The following is a 24660-nucleotide window of genomic DNA, read 5'->3' as shown; positions in this document are numbered from 1 at the left end:
TCCCCTGTATCTCTCTTGCCACGATTATCCGCAGCTTACCAGAAGCAGCTAAACGACTCGATACGGTTGGTGTCTACACCATAATAAGTCCAAAAACGACCATTCCACCGAAATCCCGCTACGGATGTTCTGCCTACAAAGATGGGATACAGCCAGAAGCGTTCGCCATTCGTCAGCCATACAAACGTATTGCGGAACAAACACCCGGAGATGGCTAAAGGGTCAATAGCATAGCCCGTGACCAGTGGCTTTGGTGGCATAAATTGCGGTGGCGGGGCTGTAGGCGCTTGAGCTTGGGGTCCCGGTCCTATAGGGCCAAGCGGTCCTGGCCCTGCTTGTGGGCCAAAAGGTCCCTGCGGTGGGGGCGAAAAAGACCCTCCCCCGGGTGGTGGTCCTACCGGTGACGGGAACGAACCCTGTGTGCCAGGAAATTGTGGAAGCGAGGGACCTGACGGTGTGAATGGACCCGGAGCTCCCGGCTGCGTTCCGAAAGGGACCTGAGGCATTAAAGACATGTGTTTCACTCCTTGTGTTCTAGGCTGATGTATCCTATGCGAGACATCAGCCCGTGGACTGGGCGAATCCCCATGCCGTCGCCACATTCGGCTATTCCGTACCTTTATAGCTCAGTTTATAACGTAAATGCATCTTTTTTCTTCAAAAAATTTTACTGATTGCTCCCAACATGCCTAACGCATCACCTTGATTAGCGCACATACTTCTTCTTCACCGTATCCTGCATCCAAGGCCTTTTTGAAGAGACCTTGGGCAAATACAGGAAATTCATTATTTATCCCTGCTTCACGAGCCTGTTCCATGAGAAGATCTACGGTAACCATACTCATATTTACAGAACTTTGTGGCTTATCGTAAACTCCACTCTGAATGAACTCGCTCTCATACTTCATTACCCCGCCAATAACGGGAGATATCTGGGCAATCATGGCCCCAAAGGCATCCACACGAAGATCATCTGATTCAAGAATACGTGCAGCATGGAAAAAGCCGAGATACGAGCCAAACAGATATGAAAGAAATGCCAGGTCCGTCGTCGAAGCTGCGCTAACCTGCTCTCCCAGATAAAGTACATTTCCAGCTACGCTTTTAAGTAACGACTCACACTTATGAAATGCAGAAGGAGAACCAGATGAAAATATGGTTGCTTCCGGTTGTCCCATCTGGGTAGGAGAAGCTACAATCGCTCCTTCTATATATTCAGCCTGGTATGATTGAGTCCATACCTCATGATCTCGGGCCTGTTGCGGGCTTCCTGTACTTAACTGGATAAGAATCCGTCCTGCCAGAGCCGCTTTCACTTCATCCGTGTCCAAAATACTATACGACGCTGCATAATCAGATACACAGATAATGGACACTGCGCTCGCGCTTATTGCTGTAGCAGCATCAGGTGCCAAAATCGCTCCTGTCTTCACAATCAGCTCAGCCTTCTCACTTGTCCGATTCCATACCGTAACTCTATAACCACTTTGAAGTAACGATTGAGCGATTGCAACGCCCATAGAGCCCAAACCTATTACAGATACGCTGTTCATATTATTCACATGCTCCATTCTCTTTTCTTTACGCTTCCAGATTCACTGGAACCAGATGTAGTAAATGAATGTCTTTGGAATCAATCATAGAGGCAAACGTTTGGAAAGCAGGCACAGATTTGAGCTTTTCCATCGCCGCCACTGCCATCTGCATATCAGACCAATATACAATGTCTGTCCATTGTGTTTCGTCAGAGGTATGTAGCAATTGACGCTCTTTAAATCCCGGCAATTGGGTTTGTAGCACATCACTCAATTCAGTGGCAGCTTTATGAAAAGAGTCCTTATCCGTCCCCTCTTTTAACTTGAATAGTACTAACTCCATTACGTATTGCTCGTTCTTCATCTTCAAACTCCCCTCATCCTCTTCATTCAAAAAGCATCCTCACACCTTCTATCACAGTCATTCAACGCAAAATAAGTTTGACTCGCTGTGATTTCAGATGTGTGAACCTTGACTTCGAGGTTAAGCATACGTGATAATAGTGCCAACTACTGTCACTAATATTTATTTGCTTTAATAAAGGAGCAAAGCATGCACAAAGCACAACGACTTGTTCAGCTCATCATGTTAGTAAATGAACGCAAAAAATTCACCATACAGGAGTTAGCGGACGAATGCGGCGTTTCACGTCGAACCATGATTCGTGATCTGATGGAACTAAGTGAACTAGGTGTGCCTCTATACTCTCAGACAGGGCCTGGGGGTGGCTACCGCGTACTGCGCGAGAAGGTACTACCGCCAATCAGCTTCACAGAACACGAAACCATGGCATTATTTTTTGCCTGCCAATCATTACGGAATTACAAATCGCTCCCCTTTAAAAACGAAGTGGATTCCGCACTGCACAAGTTCTTTCATTATCTATCTAGTGAACTTAAGCAAAAGATCGAACAAATGCAGCAGCGGCTTGTCTTCTGGATACCTCCGCATGACATAGAAGTGCCTTTTCTCAGTGAGCTACTGGAGAGTGCGCTGGAACAACGCGTCATTACAATTGTTTATGAAGCAGCCTCGCGTCGAGAAAGGATGATCCAGCCACTTGGTATTTATACAATGAACGGATTATGGTATTGCCAGGCTTATTGTTTTCTTGCAGAGGATTATCGAGTGTTCCGTGTGGATCGAGTGAAGGATTTCTCTGATGAAGGGGACCAAAGTAAGCAAATCGATATGAACGAGGATCATATTGAGCAATGGGTTATGCGCATGGATGAAAGTGAAATAGCAGAATTGGAGGTAGATTTAACATCCGAGGGTGTGCGACGATGTCAGTCAGACTTGTGGTTGGCACCATCCATCGAATTGCATGAAAATGGCTCAGGCACGATTCGTACAACAATGAGTTCATCATTTACAACATGGGCGGTACACTTTTTTCTTGGGCTTGGTATGGAAGCAAACGTAAAGCAACCTCAAGTAGTACGTGAACAAATAAAAAATAAACTCCATGATCTGCTGAGCCAATATGCTTAGCCCTATTTTCAAATAGACTCTCAATACAGGTGCATCAGGAGAAGCAGACGAGCCTTCCAATATTTCCACATGACTGATCATTTTCCATGATGATTATGTTTGGCATGATTATGTTTGGCATGTTCATTCTGGCATTGCTTACCTACGTGAAAAGGAAGTAGACCGCCCCCTACAAGGTATCGATCTACTTCTGAACCTTACTGCCAACTGCTCTTTAAGCAGTCGTTGTATACTGGAGTTGTGTTAGCGCACGGCTCCTTTACTATTCTTACCTCAGTATAGCTCGTTTTATAACACAAATACAGTTTTCTCTTCAAATATTTTACTTATTCCTCTACTTCTGTGGTTGATCTTTCTCTTACCCTTCCAGCGCCTGCTTCAATTCCTCAGGCGAAGCGTCCCACCATTCCTCATTATGAGAAATCAGCAGGCTTTTGAGTGCTGCTTTATCCTCACTGCCGAGATCGTCCAGCATGAAACGGCGCTTGAGCGCGTTGTCCATGCGGTTGACATGATCGGCGAGGATTTTCCAGCCGCGTTTGGCTTCGTCGTCAATCAGCATCTCACAGGCAGTCGCGCCACCGTACACACGTCCTTCGGGTGTGCGGTCTACGGCTACCCATACCAGCCACACCTGGCGTCCGTTTGGTACATCCTCTTTATTGGTAGAAAACTTAATCCCGCGTTCTACTTTACTTTTGGCATGCATGGCACCAACATCAATTTTGGCCTCGCCGCGGTCAATAATGACCGGGGACATGCTGTTCAGGTCGATTGACCCTGCGCCGAAGCCCTTATGTTTACTCTTGCCACTGACAATGTTCAGTGCAATCTGTTTTTTGCCGTCCGGCTGATTTTCACTCATGCGTCACTAAGCCTCCATTTTCCGTATTGACACTCATTCTACACTATAAATATTTTAACTAATAATCTCCCGAAAGCAAACATATACATGCTGTAGATGCTTGTCAACGGGAGGTATCCATTGTATGACCCCAGCACGCACCAAAATCGTTTTACTGTCTACACTAGCCCTCGGTCTCCTCGCAGGGACGTTATGGTTTGCCTGGCAGCCTGAATCTAAGTCCGATTCGCAATCCTTGGGCAAACCGCCGTACGATTCCCAGTCGGAGTCTGCTCTTGCGCCAAACATGGGCAAGCCCCTGGGGGCAAACATCCTGCCTGACGTACCCCAAAGTCCTCCGCAGCCCGCTTCGGAAGTTCTCAGCAAGCGTGTGGCGGAATACCACATTGACGTGTCCCTGGAGGAAGGACAGGTTTTGCGGGGCACCGAGACGCTTACATGGAAGCATCCGGGCACAAAAACCGTGAATGATCTATATCTGCACCTGTACCCCAATGCCTTCTCTTCCATGGAAACCACCTTCATGAAGGAATCCGGGGGCAAGCTACGCAGTGACACCATGCCCAAGAACGGCTTTGGCTCCATGACACTAACTGAACTTAAAACGGAAGACGGCTTATCCCTCCTGCACCGGACCCAATACGTGCAGCCGGATGACGGTAATGTGAACGACCGCTCGCTCATGAAGATACGTCTCCCCAAACCAGTCCGAGGTGGTGAAAGTATTACATTATATATGAAGTTTGAGGTAAAGCTCCCCGCCATCTTCGCACGTATGGGCGCAACAGATGATTTTGTCATGGCAGGTCAGTGGTTTCCCAAACTTAGCGTCTACGAAACCGCAGGACAGCGTGGACGCGCCGAGGAAGGCTGGAATCTGCATCAGTATCATGCAAACTCCGAATTTTACGCCGATTTTGGAATTTACAGTGTGCGGATTCGAGTGCCTGAAACATACATCGTGGCCGCAACTGGATTCCCCACCCGTGGAGCCGTCCGGCAAAATGGACAAAAAATATATCAATTTTACGCCGATGACGTACACGACTTTGCATGGTCCGCTTCACCCAATTTTGTAGCCGTAGAAGAACCATTTTCCTCTGCCGAGGTGCCGGGTGTCAAAATCAAGCTGTATCTCGATCCATCGCACAAGGAGCTCAAGGGACGCTATATGAGCGCAGCCAAGGCCGCTCTTTCCTATTACAGCAAGTGGTACGGGCCTTATCCATATTCGACCCTGTCCATCGTTGTACCACCCAAAGCAGGCAGCGGCGCGGGCGGCATGGAGTATCCCACACTCATTACGGCTGCAGCGGCGGATAACCTGAATCCAGGCTATAATCTGGAGCGGACAGTTGTTCATGAGATTGGGCATCAATATTTCTATGGAATGGTGGCAAACAACGAATTCGAGGAGCCATGGCTGGATGAAGGCTTTACCTCTTATGCAGAGGAACGGCTCATGGAGCAAGAATACGGATTGATCCCCAACTTGCCGTTACAGTCTGGACAGGTATCTTCCCCGCAGCCGTTAAACCGTGAGTCTTGGAAGTACGGCTCAGCTGCTAAATATGCACAAAATGCCTATTCTCGGGGCAAGCTGGTGCTGCGTGGCATTGAGCGCCAGGTCGGCGCGAAAAAAATGGACCGAATTATGCGTACCTACGTCCAGACCTACCGATTCAAGCATCCATCCTCACAGGATTTTCAGCGTATCGTCGAAAGAGTCACCGGACGTTCATGGAGCCACTATTTTGAACAATATGTATACGACGGCCAGATGGCGGATTTTTCAGTGGATCGCATTACGAACCGTAAGCTGGACAACGGATACGAAGCAACCATTACACTCAGCAAAAAAGGGGCAGATTATCCCAAGGTCCCTGTTCAAATTACCTTCAAGGACGGTACAACGATATTCAAGGCTTGGGACGGCATGGGCAAAAGCACCACCTATCGACTCAACAGTGCATCTCCAGTCTCCCATGTGATTATTGATCCACTGTACACGATTGCGCTGGAGAACAAGCATATCAACAACAACCTGAAGGCCGAACTGAACGAGAAAACACAGACCCGCTGGAGCATAAGTGTAACCAAGCTGCTGGAGACACTGCTTGGAAGTCTGTCATGGTGAGGTGTCTATAGATGCGTACCGTTATAAAAGAAGGCTGGGCGCTTGTGCGCATACAATTTTATATTGTCATCATTCTATTTTTGTATCGACTGCTATGGGGCGTTTTTCTCTATCGGGTGGTACAATCCGCCGTTACTCCCCTACTACTGCGCTACCCTGATCAGGGGCAAAATGAACTGGGGCAGACCTTATTTTGGATGGAGAGCCAGATTGCCCTGACAGACAACCGGGAGGTTCATATGTATCTGTGGATACTACTGGGGGCAACGGTGCTGCGTATACTGATTACCCCCTTCATCCGGGCGGGAATATACCAAAGTCTGCACACCCATGCGACCGAGCCACAAAGTCTGTCTTTTTTCCGTGGAATGAAACGTCATGGTTTATCATCGCTGATCTATTACGTCATCGAGCTTGGGCTCTTGCTGCTCCCTGCTTTCTGGATGGTACCGAGGCTCTACCCTATCGTAGCCGGGGCGCTGCAATCTCCCGCCTATCTGCTGCATGTGCTGCCCTATGCCATCGGTTGGATCGCTTATGGCTGGTTCATCCGCCAGTGCATCCTGTACATGCAGCTAGGCACCGTAGGTGGTCACGCCATACTGTCGTCGCTGCTCGCCTTCTTTCGCCAAATCCTCGCGGCTATCGGTATTTCGCTTCTGCTCGGCGCAGGTGTGTTGCTTGTCCTTGGCCTATTCGGCATGGTGGCGATGATTTGGACTGGCATGCTGGCACTCATTCTCCAGCAAACGTATCATTTTGTTACCAGTCTGGTCAGGCTATGGCACATCAGTTCACAGTACCGCCTATGGCATACTGATATCTCCGGCAGAGGTTGAACCCCCACTCCGTTCCTCCTGAGCAATTTTTGGCTGTCGGAAGGAGACTATCTATATCCATTTCTATTCATGTAAACGGCACCTAACTGAATACTCTTAGCAAAATCTGTTCCCTCGATAAAGGGAGCAGATTTTTTTGTAACTTTTTGCGATGAAACATTTGCCAAAGCCAGCCAACTTTGTTACAATAATCGCAGTGAACTGATAGTAACAACTTTGTAATCTTTATTGTAACCTTTACCTTAAAAATATCGTTATCGTGAATACTGCTCTCCAAGGTGCACATCTTAAGTTAAGCCTAATTCCTGGCACCTAGGAAGCGGGGGAACCAGTTTGGGTGAATTGATCTCGCAACAGAGTGATCATAGGGGAACCTTCTACCGAATCCTTAAGCTAACCTCGCAGGCATTGGAAGGGGTATTTTTTTTTGAAGAAGAAACTAACAATCGCAGTCATGGGTCTTGCCATTGCCTTTACATCTTTTACATTCGGTGGCGGCAGTGCATTTGCAGACTCCAAGATGGACCAGGTGATCCAAGATACCAAAGGAACGAGCTATAGAAGCGGAGGCACTACACTCGACGGATTCGATTGCTCCGGCTTCACAATGTATGTATATCAAAAATTGGGAATTAAACTGCCGCATCAATCCGGATCACAATTCAAAATGGGATCTTCCGTATCCCGCGATGAAATGAGACCTGGAGACCTGGTGTTCTTCAACACCACAGGTAGAGGCATTTCCCATGTAGGTATCTTCATGGGTGAAGGGAAATTTGCCCACTCCTCATCTTCACGTGGTGTAGTTGTTAGCTCACTGAACGAAAATTATTACGCTAACCGATATGTCGGTGCCAAAAGAATTATGAGTACAGATGCTTACCACGCTGTAGCTTCTGAAACTCCTGATGACGACAACGTAGAATAACTAACGAACAGCAAGCTAACCTGAGCCGCAATTTGATTCTGGCCGGAATCGAATTGCGGCTTTTTATGTCCGCAACATCAGAAACGTTAATTTTACTGACGAACTGACACCTCAAAAGGTTTCAGTTTTTGCGAACATCGTCGATTTTACCGTCACGGCGAGGGAGCATATGAGCAGTAAAGCCTTCTTATTGAATGTATACCCGACTTGAGCATGAAATAAACACGCTTGCCAATCCCCTGCAACTTGTCTACAATCTGTTGTTAATAGTTTAAGTATTGTAAAAGGAGGATGGGAAAACATGCCGGCCTCAATATCTAACTACCGAATCGTGCCGATGGACGAGCAGCAGGCGGCTGCGATATGTGAGTGGCGCTATGATCCACCCTACAATATATACGGCTGGCTACCCTGGGAACAAATGAAGGTGCTTGAGGTCGAATTTGGAAGCCCCACGCTCCGCGAGGAGCAATATGTAGCTGTACTGGATGACGAGAACATACTAACCGGATTTGCTCAATATTTCCCGATGCTTGGCGTGACCCGGCTAGGTCTGGGAATGCATCCCGGATTGTGCGGGCATGGCAGAGGCGCCGAATTTGTCCGTGCCATTGCCGAGGAAGCCAGACGACGCAACCCTGAAAATGAAATTGATCTGGAGGTGCTGACCTGGAATGGGCGCGCCATCCGGGCTTACAAGGCTGCCGGATTTGAGCTTACGGATACCTATGAACGTCAGACTCCCGATGGCAAGAAGCCGTTTCATTGTATGGTGTATCTTCCCGACCACCAGCCTCGTGTTCTATGATAAAAGCGCCTTCGGCATACAACTGCATTGTTGTATATCGAAGGCGCTTTTATCATACGGTAGGCCACGATTAGTTCAATGACTGCTACGCATTTTCTCAAAAGCTTCATTATATTGTTGGGCTTCCTTAATATCCACGGCCATAATGCCACCGTCATCCCAGGAGGTTAAACGCAGGGTCACGGTCTTATAATCAATCGTAATAAATGGATGATGATTAAATGCTTCCGATATAGCAGCAACTTCATCCACGAATGCAATCCCTTTCATAAAACTGAAAAAATTATATTTCCGGACAATCCATCGTCCTTCCTCCAGTTCCCAGCCCTCCAGCTTCTCTAGATGTGCTTCAATCTCTTCTTGTGTAAAAGGCATGATACGACTCCTCCCTGTTTATACGGAAGCCTTTCAGCCGCTTGAATGCGACCAAAACTACGATATATTGGTGTCCATATTACCACGGCCCCGTTGATAAATCCATTAAACGGCCTGCTCAAATCAAAGGTACCGACGTCAACTCCTCATCTCCAATGAGCACATAGATACGGTGCTGCTCCGGTTCATAGATGACAACACCGCTGCCCACAGCGATAACGGGCTCTGTACCCAGCGCATAAAACAGGTCTTCAGCCAGCGCTTCATTGACTTCCTGACGCCCTGCCGGGTCCAGCCTGTCCCAATCTTCTGCTTCCATTTCGAAAAATTCATAGCTATCTGGAATGCGTCCCACAGCCTCTGTCAAATCGTTCAAAATTTGTTCATACTCCCGTCCGTGCTTCACTCCCATGCCATTTCCTCCAATTCTTCCGCCATTCATTACATAATCACCTTATTATACCGGAAATTCGTACTTAACAAAAAAGAGAGTTTTGTCGATAAATACTATAATCCGTCTTGTAATGACGTGCCTGGGGCAAGGACGACCCCAGCGGCATGAAAGGATTCAAAATCTATTCTCATGGATGAGGTGTATCATGCAAATTTCAACCATTATCGGACTTGTACTCGGGATTGTGTCATTGGTCGTCGGGATGATTCTCAAAGGCGCGCCAGTAATCAACTTGGTCAACAACCCCGCTGCTTACATGATTATTTTTGTCGGAACGGCAGCAAGTATTTTTATGGCCTTCCCGATGGAAGAAATCAAACGGATTCCAAAACTGTTCAAGGTTATTTTCACCGAACAAAAGCTTTTGGACCGTAAAGAGCTCATCGGCACGTTTACCGAATGGGCATCCATTACCCGTCGCGAAGGTCTGCTTGCGCTGGAATCCAAGGTAGAGGAGATCGACGATCCCTTTATGCGTGGTGGTATGCGTATGATTATTGATGGTAATGATCAGGAATTCGTGCGGGATGTTCTAATGGAGGACATTAACGCTACCGAGGATCGACACCGCTCCGGCGCGCTGATTTTCTCTCAGGCTGGTATGTACGCTCCAACACTCGGGGTACTCGGTGCCGTCGTAGGTCTGATTGCCGCTCTGGCCGATCTTAGTGACATGGCCAAGCTGTCTCATGCCATCGCGGCAGCCTTTATTGCGACGTTGCTTGGTATTTTTACAGGTTATGTCCTGTGGCATCCAATGTCCAATAAGCTGAAACGGTTATCCAAAAAAGAAGTGGAGCTTAAATTGATGATGGTCGAAGGCCTGCTCTCAATTCAATCAGGTATATCCACCATTGCGATCAGCCAGAAGCTGACGATATTCCTGACTCCAACCGAACGGGCTACCCTGATCAAGAAGGATGGGGATTCCGGTGAGTAAAAAAAGACATGAACCGCACGAGGAGCATGCCGACGAAAGCTGGCTGTTGCCATATTCCGACTTGATGACCCTTCTGCTAGCTCTTTTCATCGTCTTATTCGGGATGAGTGCGATCGACGCCAAAAAATTTGAAACTATGGCTCAATCCATGAGTGCGGCTTTTAGTGGCGGCACCGGCATACTGGATCACTCTGCCGCCAATCCATCGTCACAATCCGCAGATATGGGCAAAAATAAAGAACAGGTAACACAACCTATAAAGTCTAAAGCCACTTCTACGGCTGAACTGCAAAAGCAACTCGCCCAGCGGGAAGAAGAGGATTTGAAAAAGCTCAAAAAGCAAATGGATCAGTATATTGAAAATAATGGTCTGACTCCGCTGCTCAATACAAAGCTGAACCAATCCCAGCTCATGATCACCATTAGCGATAACGCCCTGTTTTCATCGGGTCAGGCTGAGGTAAAACCGGAAGCACGAAAGCTGGCCAAGTCCATCTCCAGCATGCTCCAGCAATTTCCTGGCTATGATGTCATCGTATCAGGCCATACAGATAATGTGCCGATTTCCAATAGTCAGTTTCCGTCCAACTTTGATTTGAGTGCCAAACGATCTCTGAATTTCTTGCGCATTTTGCTACTCAATCCGCAGCTTGATCCAACCAAATTTGTATCCATCGGTTATGGTGAGTATCGTCCACTAGCAAGCAATCAGGATGGTCAAGGACGCTCCAAAAACCGCCGTGTCGAAATTTCCGTACTACGTAAGTATCAGAACGGCACACAAGTTATCAGTCCTACCTCAAGCTCGAATGAAGGTTGATTATGTATATGTTATATAGACAAAGGCACCGCCGCATTTTTTATGCAGCTGGTGCCTTTTCATTGTGCTATTCCACTCTGCCTCTTGTCCTATCCATTGCCCTGCTATCTATCAGCCATGAGAAGCCCTCAGGTTTAGCTGAGTGTATAATTCAGCATCTCACCTAGCTCCTGCTTCTCCGTCTCTGTCAGGTCACGCCAGGCGCCTCTCTGAAGCGACCCCAATCGAATATTCATAATCCGCAGACGTTGCAGCTTCTTCACCTCATAGCTGAAGGCAGCACACATGCGCCGGATCTGACGGTTTTTCCCTTCCGTCAATATGATGCGGAATACGTACTCAGATACACGCGTCACTTCGCAGGGGAGCGTCCGCTGGCCGAGTATTTTTACACCTGTGGACATCCCCTGTATAAAAGATGGTGTGACGGGTCGATCCACCGTTACGATATATTCCTTCTCATGCTTGCCTTCCGCCCGTAAAATCTTATTCACAATATCTCCGTCATTGGTAAGTAAAATAAGACCCTCCGAATCTTTATCCAGACGCCCGATTGGAAAAATCCGCTGCGGGTGCCCCACAAAATCGGCAACATTCCCTTGAATGTGGCTCTCTGTCGTGCTTGTAATACCCACCGGCTTGTTCAAAACAATATATACGTGACCGGACTTCTCGCGGAGTGGCTTGCCGTTCACACGGACATCGTCGCCCTCCTCCGCCTGACTGCCCAGCACCGCCACCTCGCCGTTAATCGTCACGCGTCCGCTCTCTACCAGCTTGTCCGCCTCCCGGCGCGAGCAAAAACCGGTTTCGCTGATAAACTTGTTAATGCGCAACCTGTGTACCCTCCATTTCTACTGTCACGCTTCCTTCTGCTGCCCATCCAGTTCCTCAGGCTCAGCAGTTGGAAGCTGCACAAGGGCTGTCGTTCCCTCTCCCTCTATGCTTTCAATATCCAGTGTGCCTTTATGACTCTGTATAATACGCTGGCTGACCATAAGTCCGAGTCCTGTACCTGTTTCCTTGTTTGTGAAAAAAGGTTCCCCCAGCTTGGACAGCATCTCTGCTGGAATGCCCGTCCCTTGGTCCCGTATGAAGATTTTAACGCTTTCTCCCTCCAAGAACAAATGAATCGTTATCGTACCCCCCTTGCTCATGGCCTCCATACTATTTTTAAGCAAATTAATGAATACCTGCTTTAACTGGTTTTCTTCGGCGTATACGAGGGCAAGCTCCTCCGTTACCTGTAGATCGAACACAATGCCTAGCAGATGCGCCTGACTATCGAGCAAGGAAATAACGTCACTCACAATATAGCGCACATCTTTTTTCTGAAAATGAACCGCCTGTGGCTTCGCCAATATTAAAAATTCGCTGACGATCAGATTAATACGATCCAGCTCAGACAGCATAATATCGTTATGCTTCAGATTCAGCGCTTTATTTTGCTGCTGTAACTGGAGAAACCCGCGCAGCGTGGTCAGCGGATTACGAATTTCGTGCGCCACCCCTGCCGCCAGTTGTCCTACCGTCGTCAGCTTCTCTGATCTGCGCAGCAATTCCTCCATCCGGTTGCGGCCTGTAATATCCCGCGAGACGCTGATAAATCCCAGAATTTGGCCTTCTTCATCCAGAATGGGCGATGTACTCATACTAATCTCTATCGTACTTCCATCCTTACGCATTCGAATGGACTCAATAGACACCATACTCTCTCCCTGAAGCAATCTTTCCTTCTGAAATTCGTACTCTTCCTCTTGCTGTGGCGGTACAAACTGGAGCTTACGTCCGACCAATTCCTTTTTGGTCCAGCCGTACAGGGCTTCAAAGGCATGATTGACCCGGATGATACGCTCCTCCTGATCGGTCACATGAATCGCATCAGCGGTCTGATTAATGACAGACTCTAAATGCTCTTTTACAGAACGGTTTTCCTCATACATCTGTTCGAGTCTCCGTGTATACATTCCGAGATTATAGGCCATCGCATTGATGCGCTCACCTAGTTGTGCAAGTTCATGACCACCCTTAACCTGTAGCCGTGTGTCAAAATGGCCGTCGGCCATCTCGTTCACTTTTCCCAATATCGACTGAATTGGACGGACAAACAGGCTTGCCAGCACATAACTGCCAATGATCACAACCTCTAGTAAAACAATAGAAATGGCAACCAGACTGATTAATTGCTTATAAATAACGGAAGAGATCATATCATAATTCATAACAATTCGAATGACATAGGCATCACGGTTAGCCGGATAAAATGGTATGTAACTGACGAGTACCCGTTGGCCTTTAATATAGCAGTCCTGTACAATACTCTCCCCGGAGAAAATCGCCTTGGAAACAGCCAAACGATCCTCCTGCACCCTCGCTAGTTGATAAGTGCCGAATCGGATAGGCTTATTGTACATGTAATAATATTTTCGGTCGTTTCCATGGTTGTCCATCGTAGCGCCACCAAAGGTTGTGGGGTTAATTCCTGTTATCTCCATGATGCGGTAATCCACTTGTTGGGTTTGCTTTACGATTTCATCGGGGTTGAGAATCGGTATAAAATTTTGCACTTCACTGTCCTGAAAGGAGATTCGGATCATATAGTTGCGCTTCTGGTCATAATAAAATCCCCACTTGTTAATATGGGTGGCATCTGAGCCTGTATAGTCAAATGCTCCAGTCCAAAAATGTTCCAGATGTTGACCATGCACCAATCCAGCCTGTCCTTGCTCATATAATTGATCAACTGCATTTTTCCAATAGCTCGTCAGCGGATCGTCAGAAATGATTCCTTTTGGATTCGACGATTTGGCGACCTTATACCCCTTTCCATCACGCACCATCAAGGAAATATCAATATCCCCGCTGCGCTTGGTCATCTGTTCGAGTTGTTCCTGCGTAATATGATTGATATCAGAATCTAGCTTGCTGGCAGCCAGTGTGGCAGAAAGCCACAAATTATATCCAAGCTGCTTGTCGACAGCCTCCCAGCTTTGTTGAGCTTGTTCAATGGCACCTCCAATAGTCTTGGCCGTCAGAACCATTTTCGTTTCGCTGTCACTTCTTAAATTTTCGTGGGTCGTGTAATAGTTGAGTGCAATATTTAACAAAAGGATGAACAGAACGGACCCCGACAAAATGATCGTAATTTTGATTTTTATCGACACACTGATTTCTCACCTCTTGCCGTATGCTGGCGATTACTGGCAATTGCTAACTCAATGATACCGTAATACCGCCTGTGATACCAGCATTTACATTTCCCGGATAAACATAAATACACACAGCTTGTATACAGTTGTCAATATGCGAACGTTTGCCTACAATATAATAAGATAATCATCCACAAGTCGTCCACAAATACACAGCTTTTATTATGAACTGTGGATAAACCTGTGGATAAGTGACGTGTTATCCACAAAATTATTCACATCATGTTAACAACGGAATATTTGTTCGTTGGATAATTCGCATTTGAAAGGAGTATTTTTACCAGTGACCACGATAGATCACGCTTATTGGATGAAAGAAGCTATTCAAGAAGCGTATAAGGCAGAAGCGTTGGGTGAAGTGCCCATCGGAGCTGTCATCGTAAAAGATAATGAAATCATAGGACGCGGTTACAACTTGCGTGAGACGAACGCTGACCCGACCGCACATGCCGAAATGGTTGCCATTCGTCAGGCCAGCGAGCATCTGGGGGCCTGGCGCCTGCTGGATTGCAGGCTGTATGTCACTCTGGAGCCGTGTCCCATGTGCGCCGGAGCCATTGTACAATCACGGGTTCCCTATTTAATCTACGGCACCACCGATCCGAAAGCAGGCTGTGCGGGCACGCTGATGAATCTCCTACAGGAGCCTCGATTCAATCATTGTACTGAGGTGATCAGCGGCATTCTTCAAGAGGAATGCGCCTCGCTGCTGACGGATTTTTTCCGTCAGCTCCGGCAAAAAAGAGCCGCTGCCAAGTTGTTTTCCCCACCGTCTTCATCCTGAGGATGGGAGCTAGATCGCTTACTTATACACAACCCGTGGTGCAGCCGTTATTTACGTCTCATTGCTAATTTCCCATGGAAGGAGATCAGCCCATGCCTATGAGCTTGTATAACACGCCTCAAGGTATCTTGTTGCGACCATTTAGCCTGGCCGATAGTGAAGCTCTACTTGCCCTTAGGCTTACAAATAGGGAGTCTCATGCGCCGTACGAGCCACTTCACGGCGACTCATTTTTCACGCTGGAAGAACAGCAGGAATATATCCGTCAGAAATTGCGTCAAGCAGAGGAGGATCGGGGATATTCGTTCGGTATCTTTCTCTTGGAGGACGAGTGTCTCGTCGGGTATATCTCTATTTCTAATCTTGTGCGCGGCGTGGGACAATTCGCCGATATCGGCTACATGATGGATCAGCACGAACAAGGCAAAGGACATATGACCGCAGCTTTGAAGCTGGCCATACAATTCGCCTTCCGCGCCCTATCGCTTCACCGTCTTCAGGCCGGTACCCTGCTACATAACGAGCGCTCACAGCGTGTACTGCAAAAGTGCGGCTTTCAGCCTGAAGGTATTGCTCGCAAGCTGGTACAAATTCAAGGGACATGGCAGGATCATCGGATATTCGGGCTTTTAGCAGAGGATAACGTATGGCAGACCTGGACTGCTACAGCATCTGCTCAGAGCCATATATGACAAAAAACCGCCTGGCTCTAAGCCAAGCGGTTCTTTTCGCATTACATCATATGATATAAATAATGCCTTTACAATCACGTCATTCCTTTATTTAAGGAGCAACGGTTTGCATTTTTTGTTGAACTTGTTCGATCGTCAGGACTTGGTCTCCTGTTGGAATACCCACTTTAAATGTTGCTTTTTCATTGATTTTGCTGTATTGCGTGTAGCCAGTCACAGACAATTTTACGTTATCTTTTGTGGACGGATCATTGATCTCTACATTTGCATTCAGGTCTTGATACACAGGAATATCATCCTTGTTCAAGGCTGTGTTAATGTCAAACTGCTTCACTGTCAAATAGCTTTTCAACTCATCCAGCTTTTTCTTGAAATCACTGGTGTTTGTTTCTACTGCAAGTTTTGCTGCGGTAAGATATTCTTTCTTCAATTGGAACAAGCTGATGTACTCGTCTTTTGACATCACATCAATCGCTTTAGGAATGGCCTTAGTAACAAAAGTATCGACAGCTTGCTTCACGTTGTCGTTTGTCACTTTAAATTGTACGACTTGCTTAGCTTTAAGGCCTTGTGGCAATTTAGCATCCTTAGGAGCAATATCAAAGAAATACGTTGCTTGATCATACTCACCCAAAATAGCAGCAATGATTTCATTCGCAAATTTCTGCGATTTTTCCTGATCCATTGATGCAGGGTTAAATTCTTGTCCGGACTGTTTAGCCAGCTCCTGCGGATCAATGATCAGGAATTTGCCTACAACGTCCTGTGGAAGCGGGTAAAATGGAATGTTCGGAATTTTAACGTACAATTTATCCTTGGTCATAACCATTGGAATCGTGAAGCTGGTGGAAAGATCACCTTTCAAATGAATGCCCAGCGTCATTTCAGATTGTAAAGGTTCTTTTTGGTATACACCATCCAGCGTAATGTCCGCATTTTTCAGCATGCTCGTCACCATTGCACTTTGCTCGCTTGGGACGGAAGCAGATGTGATTGTCAGATCTTTAACCGTAAATTGACTTTTGGATTCATAAGAAGTCAATTTCATTGCATTAGCCGTACCGTTCGTAACAGCTTCCTTCGGTTCTAACTTCTTGCTACAACCTACTAGGGCTACCGTCAAAAGCAACACCATAGTGAGTACCAAGACGGATAACTTTTTACTCATTGTGTAGATTCTCTCCTCTCGTAATTAACCCCTTTTATAATACTAACAAAAAAATAGACACCCCCTATTTTACCGCATACTCACATTCAATGAAACACTTATTGGAAAATTTTCTTACAATAAGCACAAGGACACCCTGGTTCTTTAACCAGGGTGTCCTGTACTTCACTATATTTTTAGGCAAAAAGTCTAACTGCTTATGATCCTTCTCTGTTGTGATGGTCTACGTGATTCCGCTGCTTCACCTTTTTGGAACCAGATAGTGGCTCCTGTTGATGATTACGCTCACGCTTTTCGTTTCCTTCACCGGCGTCCTGTGCCTCGGGAACAGGAACGGCTTTAGGCTTGCTCATTTATGCATCCTCCGTTCTCAGACTATTTTTAAATACCTAAGTAAATCCGTTTATTACCATTTAAAGCAGGACTATTGATGGTGCAGGTCTTCTGTTTTATCATGGTTAAGTGCATCCTGATGACGGCGGTCATTACGATCCTGCTGCACTTGCTGTGCCTGATGACTGTTACCCGGACGCTGCTCCAAATCATCCACAATGTTAGACAGGTTTTTATCCAGTCCGTTTTTGGCTTTTGTCATGTAGCTTCCCCCTCATTCCTTCATGACTACGAATGCGTCAATGACTGTAACGTCTGAGCACACTGGTGAATATGTCGAGTGTAATCAGACACCAGCTGCTGAATGATATCTGTTCGTTCATCCACAGACTGTCCGTCCCGTTCTACATCGACCAAGCTAACCTGCACTTCCCTAGAATCTACATAAGCACATGCAAAATCAAAAGAGTACATTTGTCGGCCCTCTACCTCGATATGGATTCTTATAGTCCGGTTGTCTGCTTCATCTGCTTGTACCTGTGATTTATCCCCTGAATTCAAAAGTCTCGGCAATTGTTCCTGCCAGGCTTCTACCAGCTTTTGCTGATCTACTGTCATTTCTCGATTCATGCCAGCACCTCCACATATGATAACGTGTGAAAAAAACAGGCTTTTTATACAACAAAAAAGCCATTCTTTACGATCTCTAATCATCAGCACATAAAGGCTAATGAATCAGCTATCGTATTCGAATGGCTTGGCTCATTTATAATAATGGCGGAGAGGATGGGATTCGAACCCATGTGAGCTTGCACTCTAACGGTTTTCAAGACCGCCCCGTTATGACCGCTTCGGTACCTCTCCAGGTGGTAATTGGATAAAGTTGCTCCCCATTTAAAATAAACTCAGGCGCAACAAAATTATTTTACCACAGACTTTAAACGAATGCAATGCTTACTGTTTGGGAGCAATAACTTCTGCGCCTCGCATGTATGAACGCAGCACTTCCGGAATTACAACGCTTCCGTCCTCCTGCTGATAATTCTCCAAAATAGCAGCCACTGTGCGTCCTACAGCCAATCCTGAACCGTTCAGTGTATGTACAAATTCAGGCTTTGCTTTCGGCTCCGGTCGAAACCGGATGTTAGCACGACGCGCCTGGAAGTCCTCTGTATTGGAACAAGAAGAAATCTCACGGTACATGCCACTTTCAGGCAGCCACACTTCCAGATCATACGTTTTGGCAGACGTGAAGCCCATATCCCCGGTGCACAGTGCCAGCACACGATATGGAAGTCCGAGCAGTTGCAAAACACGCTCTGCATTGTTCGTCATTTTCTCCAGTTCCTCATAGGAGGTGTCCGGGTGGACAAGCTTAAGCATCTCTACCTTATTGAACTGATGCTGACGGATCAAGCCACGTGTATCCCTTCCTGCCGATCCTGCCTCAGAGCGGAAGCAAGAGCTGTATGCCACATAATTTTTTGGAAGCTGATCCGCGTTCATAATCTCTTCGCGGTGATAGTTCGTTACCGGAACTTCAGCCGTAGGAATGAGATAATACTCGGTATCACGCAGCTTGAACAAATCCTCTTCAAACTTCGGAAGCTGTCCCGTGCCATACAGGCTATCCCGATTCACAATGTATGGAGGCAGCATTTCCTCATAACCATGCTCACTGCTATGCAGATCCATCATAAAGTTAATCAGCGCACGCTCCAGACGTGCCCCCAGTCCTTTGTAGAACGTAAAACGGGAACCCGTCACCTTTGCTGCCGCCTCAAAATCGAGAATTTCCAGCTCCTGTGCCAGCTCCCAATGTGCTTTTGGCGTAAAAGAAAACTCGCGTGGCTCCGACCAGCGACGAATCTCTACATTATCCTCCTCCGAAGCACCTACAGGCACCGACTCATTAGGGATATTCGGAATGGACATCACCAGCTCGTCGATCTGGACCTCCAGCTCGCGCACTTGCTCATCCAATTCTTTAATACGGTCGGAAACCTGACGCATCTCAGCAATAAGGTCATCCGCATTTTCTTTATTCTTCTTCAACTTGGCTACTTCACCGGATACGACATTTCGGCGATTTTTGAGCGCTTCACTTTCCTGGAGCAACTCACGACGACGCACATCCAGATCCGTAAAGCCATTTATCAGATCCAGAGATTTGCCCCTATTTTGCAAAGCTTTTTCAACCCGACCAAGCTCATTACGTAAAATCTTTATATCTAACACAGGTAATCCCTCCTACACTACAAACCTGACTTTCCTCTATTCGCGGACCATATCCACAAAATACTGATGCAATCGGTAATCGTCCGTTAATTCCGGATGGAAGGATGAAGCCAGCAAATGACCCTGACGGGCCGCCACAATCTCGCCGTTATACTCAGACAGCACGTCTACTCCCGTTCCAACAGACTGTATTAATGGCGCGCGTATAAACACAGCACGAACCAGTTCCTCAATCCCTTTAATGTCCAAGTCTGTTTCAAAGCTTTCCCGCTGGCGACCAAAAGCATTACGTGACACCGTAATATCCATCAGTCCCAGATGCGCTTCTTCCTGTCCTTGAACCGTTTTGGCCAGCACAATCAACCCCGCACAAGTGCCGAAAATAGGCTTGCCTTGATCGGAAAACTGGCGTATAGCATCAATAAAGTCATACTTGCGCATCAGCTTGCCAATCGTCGTACTTTCACCGCCGGGAATGATAAGACCGGACAGCTCATCAAGCTGCTCGATCTTTTTCACCGCCACACACTCTGCACCCGCACGTTCAACGCTTCGTATATGCTCAGCCACAGCACCTTGCAGCGACAGAACTCCTATTTTCATGCCTGTCCCTTCCTTCTTACCAACCACGATCCTGCATGCGTTCATGCGGTGCCAGCTTGGAAATTTCAATGCCCTTCATTGGAGCGCCCAGATTCTTGGACACTTCTGCAATCAGCTTGTAGTCCGTATAATGAGTAGTCGCTTCCACGATGGCACGTGCAAATTTCTCAGGGCTATCGGATTTGAAAATACCAGAACCGACGAAGACACCATCAGCGCCCAAATGCATCATCAATGCCGCATCGGCAGGTGTTGCTACACCGCCCGCAGCAAAGTTGACCACTGGCAGCTTGCCGTGCTCATGCACTTCCAGCAACAATTCGTAAGCAACGCCAAGGTTTTTCGCTTCTGCATACAGCTCGTCCTTCGAAAGGTTTTGCACCTTGCGAATTTGGCCATTGATAAAACGCATATGGCGAACAGCTTCGACAATATTTCCGGTTCCAGGCTCACCCTTTGTACGAATCATGGATGCTCCTTCGCCGATGCGACGCAATGCTTCTCCCAGATCCTTGGCTCCGCAAACGAATGGAACGGTAAACTCTCGCTTATCGATATGGAAAACTTCATCCGCAGGCGTCAGCACTTCGCTCTCGTCGAGATAGTCAACACCCAGAGATTCCAGCACCTTCGCCTCCACAAAATGGCCGATACGAGCCTTAGCCATAACGGGAATAGAGACCACCTTCATGACCTCTTCCACAATCGTTGGGTCAGCCATACGGGCAACTCCACCAGCTGCACGGATATCTGAAGGCACCCGTTCAAGAGCCATTACCGCTGTAGCTCCTGCCGCCTCTGCAATTTTAGCCTGTTCAGCGTTCATGACATCCATGATTACGCCGCCTTTTTGCATCTCTGCCATACCTCTTTTTACACGTGAAGTTCCCGTTTCCATCTCGTTTCCTCCTGTAAGGGTTAGGTTTAGATTCTAACTTAATATTTTACCGCACAGACGCCAAATACACAATCATTTCAATCAGCAAAATACGTAAGTCAGAGCAAGAATCCTCGGCTCTATCTGTTTGGTAATCAGACGATTAGAACAGGTTTTTAATGCCCTGAAACAAATCACCGAAGAAGTTACCAATTGCCCGGAAAAGCATACGGAACCAGCCAGCCTCTTCTACAGCCGTTGTAGTTACCAGGTCAACGGTTTTCACCTGACCTTTTTCCACACCATCCGTTTTGTACGTATAACTAATCGTTCCGACTTTTGCCCCTTGCTTCAAAGGCGCTACGAGTGAGCTTTCCGGTGTAATATTGGTTGTAAACGTCACTTTAGGGTTGGCTGCGCCTTTAGGTACGACAAAGCTTACCGCATCCTTAGTCACGACAGATACTTCTGTTTCTGTGCCTTTGGATACAGGCACATTTTCGGCCCCCTTAACTACCGTCTTTGGAGCCACAACCTGCTTCACTTCAAAATTATCAAAACCATAGTTTAATACTTTAGCAGTCTCTGTAAAACGGTGTGCATTCGAGTCAGCCCCCATAACTACACTAATGAGACGCATTCCGTTGCGTTCGGCTGTTCCAGTAAAGCAGTTGCCTGCATTAGCCGTATGACCTGTTTTCATTCCATCCAGACCAGGATAAGCAAATTTTTTAAAGTTGGTTATATTCTTGTTTGCTTCCAACATCCAGTTGTAGTTAATAATCGGCGCCTTGTCCGTCGGGCGGAACTTGTACGATTGAATCGTCGTAAACCGTGTATAGTCTGGGTGATCCTTAATAATGTTCCCAGCTAGTATAGCCGCATCTCTCGCTGTCATTACGGTTTCACGATCAGCATCTGGTTGAAACCCTTTGGGCATATCGCCACGGTCTAACCCTGTAGAGTTAATAAAATACGTATTTTTCATACCCATTTTCTGAGCAGTTTCATTCATCAATTTTACAAAGTCCTGCTCGGTTCCAGACACACGCTCGGCAAGAGCTACCGTTGCATCATTAGCAGAGCCTACCGCCATGGCAATATACAGCTCTTCTACCGTATGTTGATCACCTTGAGCTAGAAAAATACGTGATCCGATGCTCTTAGCAGCATTCTCTTGAACCGTAACCTTATCCGTCCATTTGAGTTTCCCTTGCTTGACCTGCTCCGCTACGAGGTACTCTGTCATCATTTTGGTCATACTTGCTGGTGGGAGCGGCTCATCCGGGTTCATAGACAGCAATACTTGCCCTGTGGAAGGCTCAATCAAGATAGCCGAGCGCAGCGCCAGACTAGGTGGCTTAATAGAGCCTGTCCCCGTAATATTGACCGCCTCTGTTGTCGCTCCGGCGGCAAACGTAGCTACAGTCGGATCAAAATTGCCCACAACTGGTAACGCTGACATATACATCATATTAAGCACCATGAATGCTGTTACGCTCTTTTTCATCATGCTGCGTTTCTTATTTTGTTTATGATTGTTCGCTTTCAAATGAATACAAACTCCTCTCGTACCTCAACCCGATCCGCTATATATAACGAAACGGTGGATAAAGCCTTTACTAGGCTAATATAATTAATGTATTAAATTTCCGTTTTGTTTCCTCAGTTGGAGCCAATCATCAACGATACTTGTCTATTCTATCACAGGGGTATCTCTAAAAAAAGACAGGCAGAGCGAAATACGCCCTGCCTGTCGTCAAGTCTGTTACAGTTGAACTTTATAATGAATAGTTTGGTGCTTCTTTCGTAATTTGCACATCATGCGGATGGCTTTCACGTAGACCTGCACCCGTAATACGGATAAAGCTCGTATCATTGCGAAGCTCCTCAATATTAGCAGTACCGCAATATCCCATACCAGAACGAAGACCACCCAACAGCTGATGAACTGTATCAGAAAGTGGCCCTTTATAAGCGACACGTCCTTCAATGCCTTCCGGTACCAATTTCTTATCATCATCTTGGAAATAACGATCCTTACTTCCCTGCTTCATCGCAGCCATGGAACCCATACCACGATATACTTTAAAACGACGTCCTTGATAAATCTCGGATTCGCCTGGACTTTCTTCCGTACCAGCAAAAAGACTACCCAGCATTACCGCAGAAGCTCCCGCCGCAATGGCCTTCGTAATTTCACCGGAATATTTAATGCCACCGTCTGCAATAATCGGAATATTATATTCCCGTGCTACTGTCGCACAATCATAAATAGCTGTTACTTGCGGAACACCGATTCCGGCGATCACGCGTGTTGTACAGATTGAGCCTGGACCAATGCCGACTTTTACAACCGAAGCCCCGGCTTCAATCAGTTCACGCGTTCCGTCACCAGTAGCTACATTACCTGCTACAATTGTCAGATCAGGATAAGCATCACGCAATTTGCGAACCGCTTCAATAATATTAATATGATGACCGTGAGCAGAATCCACAACAATCAGATCTACACCTGCATTTACGAGTGCTTCAGTCCGATCAAACGTATCTTTGGAAATACCTACAGCCGCACCGACCAGAAGACGCCCTTGTGCATCCTTCGCTGCGTTTGGAAATTGAATAGCCTTCTCAATATCTTTAATAGTGATAAGCCCTTTGAGATAATTTTCATCATCGACCAAAGGAAGCTTTTCAATTTTATGCTTTTGCAAAATGCCTTCCGCTTCCTGCAAGGTCGTACCTACAGGTGCAGTTACCAGATTTTCCTTCGTCATAACTTCACTAATTTTAAGATTAAAATCGTGAATAAAACGAAGATCTCGGTTAGTAATAATACCCACCAGCTTATTTTCTTCGTTTACAACAGGTACGCCAGAAATACGATATTTACCCATAACAGCTTCAGCATCGGATACCAAGTGATCTGGAGTCAATGAAAATGGATTGGTGATAACACCGCTCTCTGAACGTTTTACTCTATCAACCTCTACTGCTTGCTGTTCAATCGACATATTCTTATGAATAATACCGATACCGCCTTCACGAGCCATAGCAATTGCCAAAACTGCCTCAGTAACAGTATCCATACCAGCGCTCATTAAAGGAATATTCAGTTTTACGTTATCACTCAAACGGGTCGCTACACTTACTTCTTTCGGCAGAACCACCGACTTGCGGGGTACCAGCAAAACATCGTCAAAGGTAAGGCCTTCCTTACCAAATTTATCTTCCCACACCAAGATGATCCTCCTTCAAATTGTTTAGTCTGTATTGGTCTTGTTGTCTGTCCGACATGGACAAATCAAGGCTCTCTGAAAATATATTATTGCCATCTTAGCAAAGCGGTATAGGGGTGTCAAGCCTTCCTCAGCAGCCATAACTTTTAGTATTTCCCTGTACAAACAAGTGTACTCGCAGGGAGGACATCCTTTATAATTAAGCGTTTCCAGAGAAAAAGTCGACTCTTTTATAAAAAAATAACCCGCTTGGAAAAAGACAGATTAGAGATTACATATAAGGTTCTGGAACGTAATATACAAAAAAGGACCACAATCTCA

General features: G+C 46.6%; 27 protein-coding genes, 1 tRNA gene and 1 riboswitch. Of the genes, 10 read left to right on the top strand and 18 right to left on the bottom strand.

Annotated features, from left to right (window positions below; genetic code table 11):
• Nucleotides 1-35: 35 nt before the first annotated feature.
• The 3 genes from ACIFQM_RS00140 to ACIFQM_RS00130 form a co-directional block, all read right to left on the bottom strand.
• Nucleotides 36-515, bottom strand: a complete 480-nt coding sequence (locus ACIFQM_RS00140; protein ID WP_430042525.1) for a transporter — start codon at nt 513-515, stop codon at nt 36-38.
• Between the two features lie 174 nt (nt 516-689).
• Nucleotides 690-1553, bottom strand: coding sequence for an NAD(P)-dependent oxidoreductase (locus ACIFQM_RS00135; protein WP_430042528.1), 864 nt, complete (start codon nt 1551-1553; stop codon nt 690-692).
• A 28-nt stretch (nt 1554-1581) separates the two neighbouring features.
• The gene (locus tag ACIFQM_RS00130) at nt 1582-1899 is read right to left on the bottom strand and encodes a hypothetical protein (protein ID WP_430042530.1); all 318 of its coding nucleotides are present in this window, start codon (nt 1897-1899) and stop codon (nt 1582-1584) included.
• Nucleotides 1900-2088: 189 nt separating this feature from the next.
• On the opposite strand from ACIFQM_RS00130, the gene ACIFQM_RS00125 reads away from it, so the two are divergent.
• Complete coding sequence (locus ACIFQM_RS00125; protein WP_430042531.1) at nt 2089-3030, top strand: helix-turn-helix transcriptional regulator; 942 nt, start codon at nt 2089-2091, stop codon at nt 3028-3030.
• A gap of 86 nt (nt 3031-3116) precedes the next feature.
• Nucleotides 3117-3191: a putative holin-like toxin gene (locus ACIFQM_RS00120; RefSeq protein ID WP_430047074.1), complete on the top strand. Its 75-nt coding sequence runs from the start codon at nt 3117-3119 to the stop codon at nt 3189-3191.
• Nucleotides 3192-3388: 197 nt separating this feature from the next.
• Here the strand turns inward: ACIFQM_RS00120 and ACIFQM_RS00115 are convergent, their stop codons facing one another.
• Nucleotides 3389-3895 carry a YwhD family protein gene (locus ACIFQM_RS00115; RefSeq protein ID WP_430042533.1) on the bottom strand — a complete coding sequence of 169 codons (507 nt, stop codon included), beginning with the start codon at nt 3893-3895 and terminating at the stop codon, nt 3389-3391.
• A gap of 124 nt (nt 3896-4019) precedes the next feature.
• Here ACIFQM_RS00115 and ACIFQM_RS00110 point away from each other — a divergent pair, with 124 nt between their 5' ends.
• From ACIFQM_RS00110 to ACIFQM_RS00095, 4 genes are all read left to right on the top strand, one after another.
• Nucleotides 4020-6032 (top strand): M1 family metallopeptidase, encoded by a 2013-nt coding sequence (locus tag ACIFQM_RS00110; RefSeq protein WP_430042534.1) that lies wholly within the window; start codon nt 4020-4022, stop codon nt 6030-6032.
• A gap of 11 nt (nt 6033-6043) precedes the next feature.
• Nucleotides 6044-6871 carry a hypothetical protein gene (locus ACIFQM_RS00105; RefSeq protein WP_430042536.1) on the top strand — a complete coding sequence of 276 codons (828 nt, stop codon included), beginning with the start codon at nt 6044-6046 and terminating at the stop codon, nt 6869-6871.
• Nucleotides 6872-7156: 285 nt separating this feature from the next.
• A riboswitch (cyclic di-AMP (ydaO/yuaA leader) is annotated at nt 7157-7294 on the top strand.
• A 4-nt stretch (nt 7295-7298) separates the two neighbouring features.
• Nucleotides 7299-7799: a C40 family peptidase gene (locus ACIFQM_RS00100; protein WP_137061038.1), complete on the top strand. Its 501-nt coding sequence runs from the start codon at nt 7299-7301 to the stop codon at nt 7797-7799.
• A 301-nt stretch (nt 7800-8100) separates the two neighbouring features.
• Entirely contained in the window at nt 8101-8607 is a 507-nt protein-coding gene (locus ACIFQM_RS00095) for a GNAT family N-acetyltransferase (RefSeq protein WP_430042537.1), read from the top strand.
• A gap of 75 nt (nt 8608-8682) precedes the next feature.
• Here the strand turns inward: ACIFQM_RS00095 and ACIFQM_RS00090 are convergent, their stop codons facing one another.
• Complete coding sequence (locus ACIFQM_RS00090; RefSeq protein WP_430042539.1) at nt 8683-8982, bottom strand: 4a-hydroxytetrahydrobiopterin dehydratase; 300 nt, start codon at nt 8980-8982, stop codon at nt 8683-8685.
• Nucleotides 8983-9100: 118 nt separating this feature from the next.
• A complete protein-coding gene (locus tag ACIFQM_RS00085; protein WP_404521617.1) occupies nt 9101-9394 on the bottom strand; it encodes a hypothetical protein in 294 nt (97 codons plus the stop codon).
• A 187-nt stretch (nt 9395-9581) separates the two neighbouring features.
• Here ACIFQM_RS00085 and motA point away from each other — a divergent pair, with 187 nt between their 5' ends.
• Nucleotides 9582-10376: a flagellar motor stator protein MotA gene (motA, locus tag ACIFQM_RS00080; RefSeq protein ID WP_430042540.1), complete on the top strand. Its 795-nt coding sequence runs from the start codon at nt 9582-9584 to the stop codon at nt 10374-10376.
• The gene (motB, locus tag ACIFQM_RS00075) at nt 10369-11196 is read left to right on the top strand and encodes a flagellar motor protein MotB (protein ID WP_044646837.1); all 828 of its coding nucleotides are present in this window, start codon (nt 10369-10371) and stop codon (nt 11194-11196) included. Before motA ends, motB begins: the two co-directional genes overlap by 8 nt.
• 134 nt (nt 11197-11330) lie before the next feature.
• Here motB and rluF read toward each other — a convergent pair whose 3' ends face one another.
• Nucleotides 11331-12032 carry a 23S rRNA pseudouridine(2604) synthase RluF gene (rluF, locus tag ACIFQM_RS00070; protein ID WP_430042542.1) on the bottom strand — a complete coding sequence of 234 codons (702 nt, stop codon included), beginning with the start codon at nt 12030-12032 and terminating at the stop codon, nt 11331-11333.
• A 24-nt stretch (nt 12033-12056) separates the two neighbouring features.
• Entirely contained in the window at nt 12057-14360 is a 2304-nt protein-coding gene (locus ACIFQM_RS00065) for a PAS domain S-box protein (RefSeq protein ID WP_430064732.1), read from the bottom strand.
• 328 nt (nt 14361-14688) lie between these two features.
• Here ACIFQM_RS00065 and tadA point away from each other — a divergent pair, with 328 nt between their 5' ends.
• Nucleotides 14689-15189: a tRNA adenosine(34) deaminase TadA gene (tadA, locus tag ACIFQM_RS00060; RefSeq protein WP_044646834.1), complete on the top strand. Its 501-nt coding sequence runs from the start codon at nt 14689-14691 to the stop codon at nt 15187-15189.
• A gap of 92 nt (nt 15190-15281) precedes the next feature.
• A complete protein-coding gene (locus ACIFQM_RS00055) occupies nt 15282-15881 on the top strand; it encodes a GNAT family N-acetyltransferase (RefSeq protein WP_430042546.1) in 600 nt (199 codons plus the stop codon).
• A gap of 91 nt (nt 15882-15972) precedes the next feature.
• Here ACIFQM_RS00055 and ACIFQM_RS00050 read toward each other — a convergent pair whose 3' ends face one another.
• The 10 genes from ACIFQM_RS00050 to guaB form a co-directional block, all read right to left on the bottom strand.
• Nucleotides 15973-17049, bottom strand: a complete 1077-nt coding sequence (locus ACIFQM_RS00050; protein ID WP_430042548.1) for a hypothetical protein — start codon at nt 17047-17049, stop codon at nt 15973-15975.
• Between the two features lie 197 nt (nt 17050-17246).
• The gene (locus ACIFQM_RS00045; RefSeq protein WP_430042551.1) at nt 17247-17402 is read right to left on the bottom strand and encodes a small acid-soluble spore protein P; all 156 of its coding nucleotides are present in this window, start codon (nt 17400-17402) and stop codon (nt 17247-17249) included.
• A 71-nt stretch (nt 17403-17473) separates the two neighbouring features.
• Entirely contained in the window at nt 17474-17644 is a 171-nt protein-coding gene (locus tag ACIFQM_RS00040) for a hypothetical protein (RefSeq protein WP_430042553.1), read from the bottom strand.
• Nucleotides 17645-17670: 26 nt separating this feature from the next.
• The gene (locus tag ACIFQM_RS00035; RefSeq protein WP_430042555.1) at nt 17671-18012 is read right to left on the bottom strand and encodes a hypothetical protein; all 342 of its coding nucleotides are present in this window, start codon (nt 18010-18012) and stop codon (nt 17671-17673) included.
• Between the two features lie 145 nt (nt 18013-18157).
• Nucleotides 18158-18246: transfer RNA gene (locus ACIFQM_RS00030), tRNA-Ser, on the bottom strand.
• 90 nt (nt 18247-18336) lie between these two features.
• Nucleotides 18337-19620 carry a serine--tRNA ligase gene (gene serS, locus ACIFQM_RS00025; RefSeq protein ID WP_430042556.1) on the bottom strand — a complete coding sequence of 428 codons (1284 nt, stop codon included), beginning with the start codon at nt 19618-19620 and terminating at the stop codon, nt 18337-18339.
• Nucleotides 19621-19656: 36 nt separating this feature from the next.
• The gene (gene pdxT / locus ACIFQM_RS00020) at nt 19657-20223 is read right to left on the bottom strand and encodes a pyridoxal 5'-phosphate synthase glutaminase subunit PdxT (RefSeq protein ID WP_430042558.1); all 567 of its coding nucleotides are present in this window, start codon (nt 20221-20223) and stop codon (nt 19657-19659) included.
• A 16-nt stretch (nt 20224-20239) separates the two neighbouring features.
• A complete protein-coding gene (gene pdxS, locus ACIFQM_RS00015; RefSeq protein WP_014279080.1) occupies nt 20240-21121 on the bottom strand; it encodes a pyridoxal 5'-phosphate synthase lyase subunit PdxS in 882 nt (293 codons plus the stop codon).
• 142 nt (nt 21122-21263) lie between these two features.
• Nucleotides 21264-22652 carry a D-alanyl-D-alanine carboxypeptidase family protein gene (locus ACIFQM_RS00010; RefSeq protein WP_430042561.1) on the bottom strand — a complete coding sequence of 463 codons (1389 nt, stop codon included), beginning with the start codon at nt 22650-22652 and terminating at the stop codon, nt 21264-21266.
• A gap of 229 nt (nt 22653-22881) precedes the next feature.
• On the bottom strand, nt 22882-24339 hold the full coding sequence (gene guaB / locus ACIFQM_RS00005) for an IMP dehydrogenase (RefSeq protein ID WP_283654087.1): 1458 nt from the start codon (nt 24337-24339) through the stop codon (nt 22882-22884).
• Nucleotides 24340-24660: the final 321 nt, after the last annotated feature.

The organism is Paenibacillus sp. NRS-1782 (assembly GCF_050467685.1).
Taxonomy (GTDB): Bacteria; Bacillota; Bacilli; order Paenibacillales; family Paenibacillaceae; genus Paenibacillus; species Paenibacillus terrae_A.
The sequence above is the reverse complement of the archived record's forward strand: the minus strand, read 5'-3'. Positions and strand labels throughout refer to the sequence as shown.

Bases quoted from the DNA above. Each gene is read 5' to 3' on its own strand.
- ACIFQM_RS00140 (WP_430042525.1), bottom strand. From the start codon at position 515: ATGTCTTTAATGCCTCAGGTCCCTTTCGGAACGCAGCCGGGAGCTCCG.
- ACIFQM_RS00135 (WP_430042528.1), bottom strand. From the start codon at position 1,553: ATGAACAGCGTATCTGTAATAGGTTTGGGCTCTATGGGCGTTGCAATC.
- ACIFQM_RS00130 (WP_430042530.1), bottom strand. From the start codon at position 1,899: ATGAAGAACGAGCAATACGTAATGGAGTTAGTACTATTCAAGTTAAAA.
- ACIFQM_RS00125 (WP_430042531.1), top strand. From the start codon at position 2,089: ATGCACAAAGCACAACGACTTGTTCAGCTCATCATGTTAGTAAATGAA.
- ACIFQM_RS00115 (WP_430042533.1), bottom strand. From the start codon at position 3,895: ATGAGTGAAAATCAGCCGGACGGCAAAAAACAGATTGCACTGAACATT.
- ACIFQM_RS00110 (WP_430042534.1), top strand. From the start codon at position 4,020: ATGACCCCAGCACGCACCAAAATCGTTTTACTGTCTACACTAGCCCTC.
- ACIFQM_RS00105 (WP_430042536.1), top strand. From the start codon at position 6,044: ATGCGTACCGTTATAAAAGAAGGCTGGGCGCTTGTGCGCATACAATTT.
- ACIFQM_RS00095 (WP_430042537.1), top strand. From the start codon at position 8,101: ATGCCGGCCTCAATATCTAACTACCGAATCGTGCCGATGGACGAGCAG.
- ACIFQM_RS00090 (WP_430042539.1), bottom strand. From the start codon at position 8,982: ATGCCTTTTACACAAGAAGAGATTGAAGCACATCTAGAGAAGCTGGAG.
- ACIFQM_RS00085 (WP_404521617.1), bottom strand. From the start codon at position 9,394: ATGGGAGTGAAGCACGGACGGGAGTATGAACAAATTTTGAACGATTTG.
- motA (WP_430042540.1), top strand. From the start codon at position 9,582: ATGCAAATTTCAACCATTATCGGACTTGTACTCGGGATTGTGTCATTG.
- ACIFQM_RS00055 (WP_430042546.1), top strand. From the start codon at position 15,282: ATGCCTATGAGCTTGTATAACACGCCTCAAGGTATCTTGTTGCGACCA.
- ACIFQM_RS00050 (WP_430042548.1), bottom strand. From the start codon at position 17,049: ATGAGTAAAAAGTTATCCGTCTTGGTACTCACTATGGTGTTGCTTTTG.
- ACIFQM_RS00045 (WP_430042551.1), bottom strand. From the start codon at position 17,402: ATGAGCAAGCCTAAAGCCGTTCCTGTTCCCGAGGCACAGGACGCCGGT.
- ACIFQM_RS00040 (WP_430042553.1), bottom strand. From the start codon at position 17,644: ATGACAAAAGCCAAAAACGGACTGGATAAAAACCTGTCTAACATTGTG.
- ACIFQM_RS00035 (WP_430042555.1), bottom strand. From the start codon at position 18,012: ATGAATCGAGAAATGACAGTAGATCAGCAAAAGCTGGTAGAAGCCTGG.
- pdxT (WP_430042558.1), bottom strand. From the start codon at position 20,223: ATGAAAATAGGAGTTCTGTCGCTGCAAGGTGCTGTGGCTGAGCATATA.
- pdxS (WP_014279080.1), bottom strand. From the start codon at position 21,121: ATGGAAACGGGAACTTCACGTGTAAAAAGAGGTATGGCAGAGATGCAA.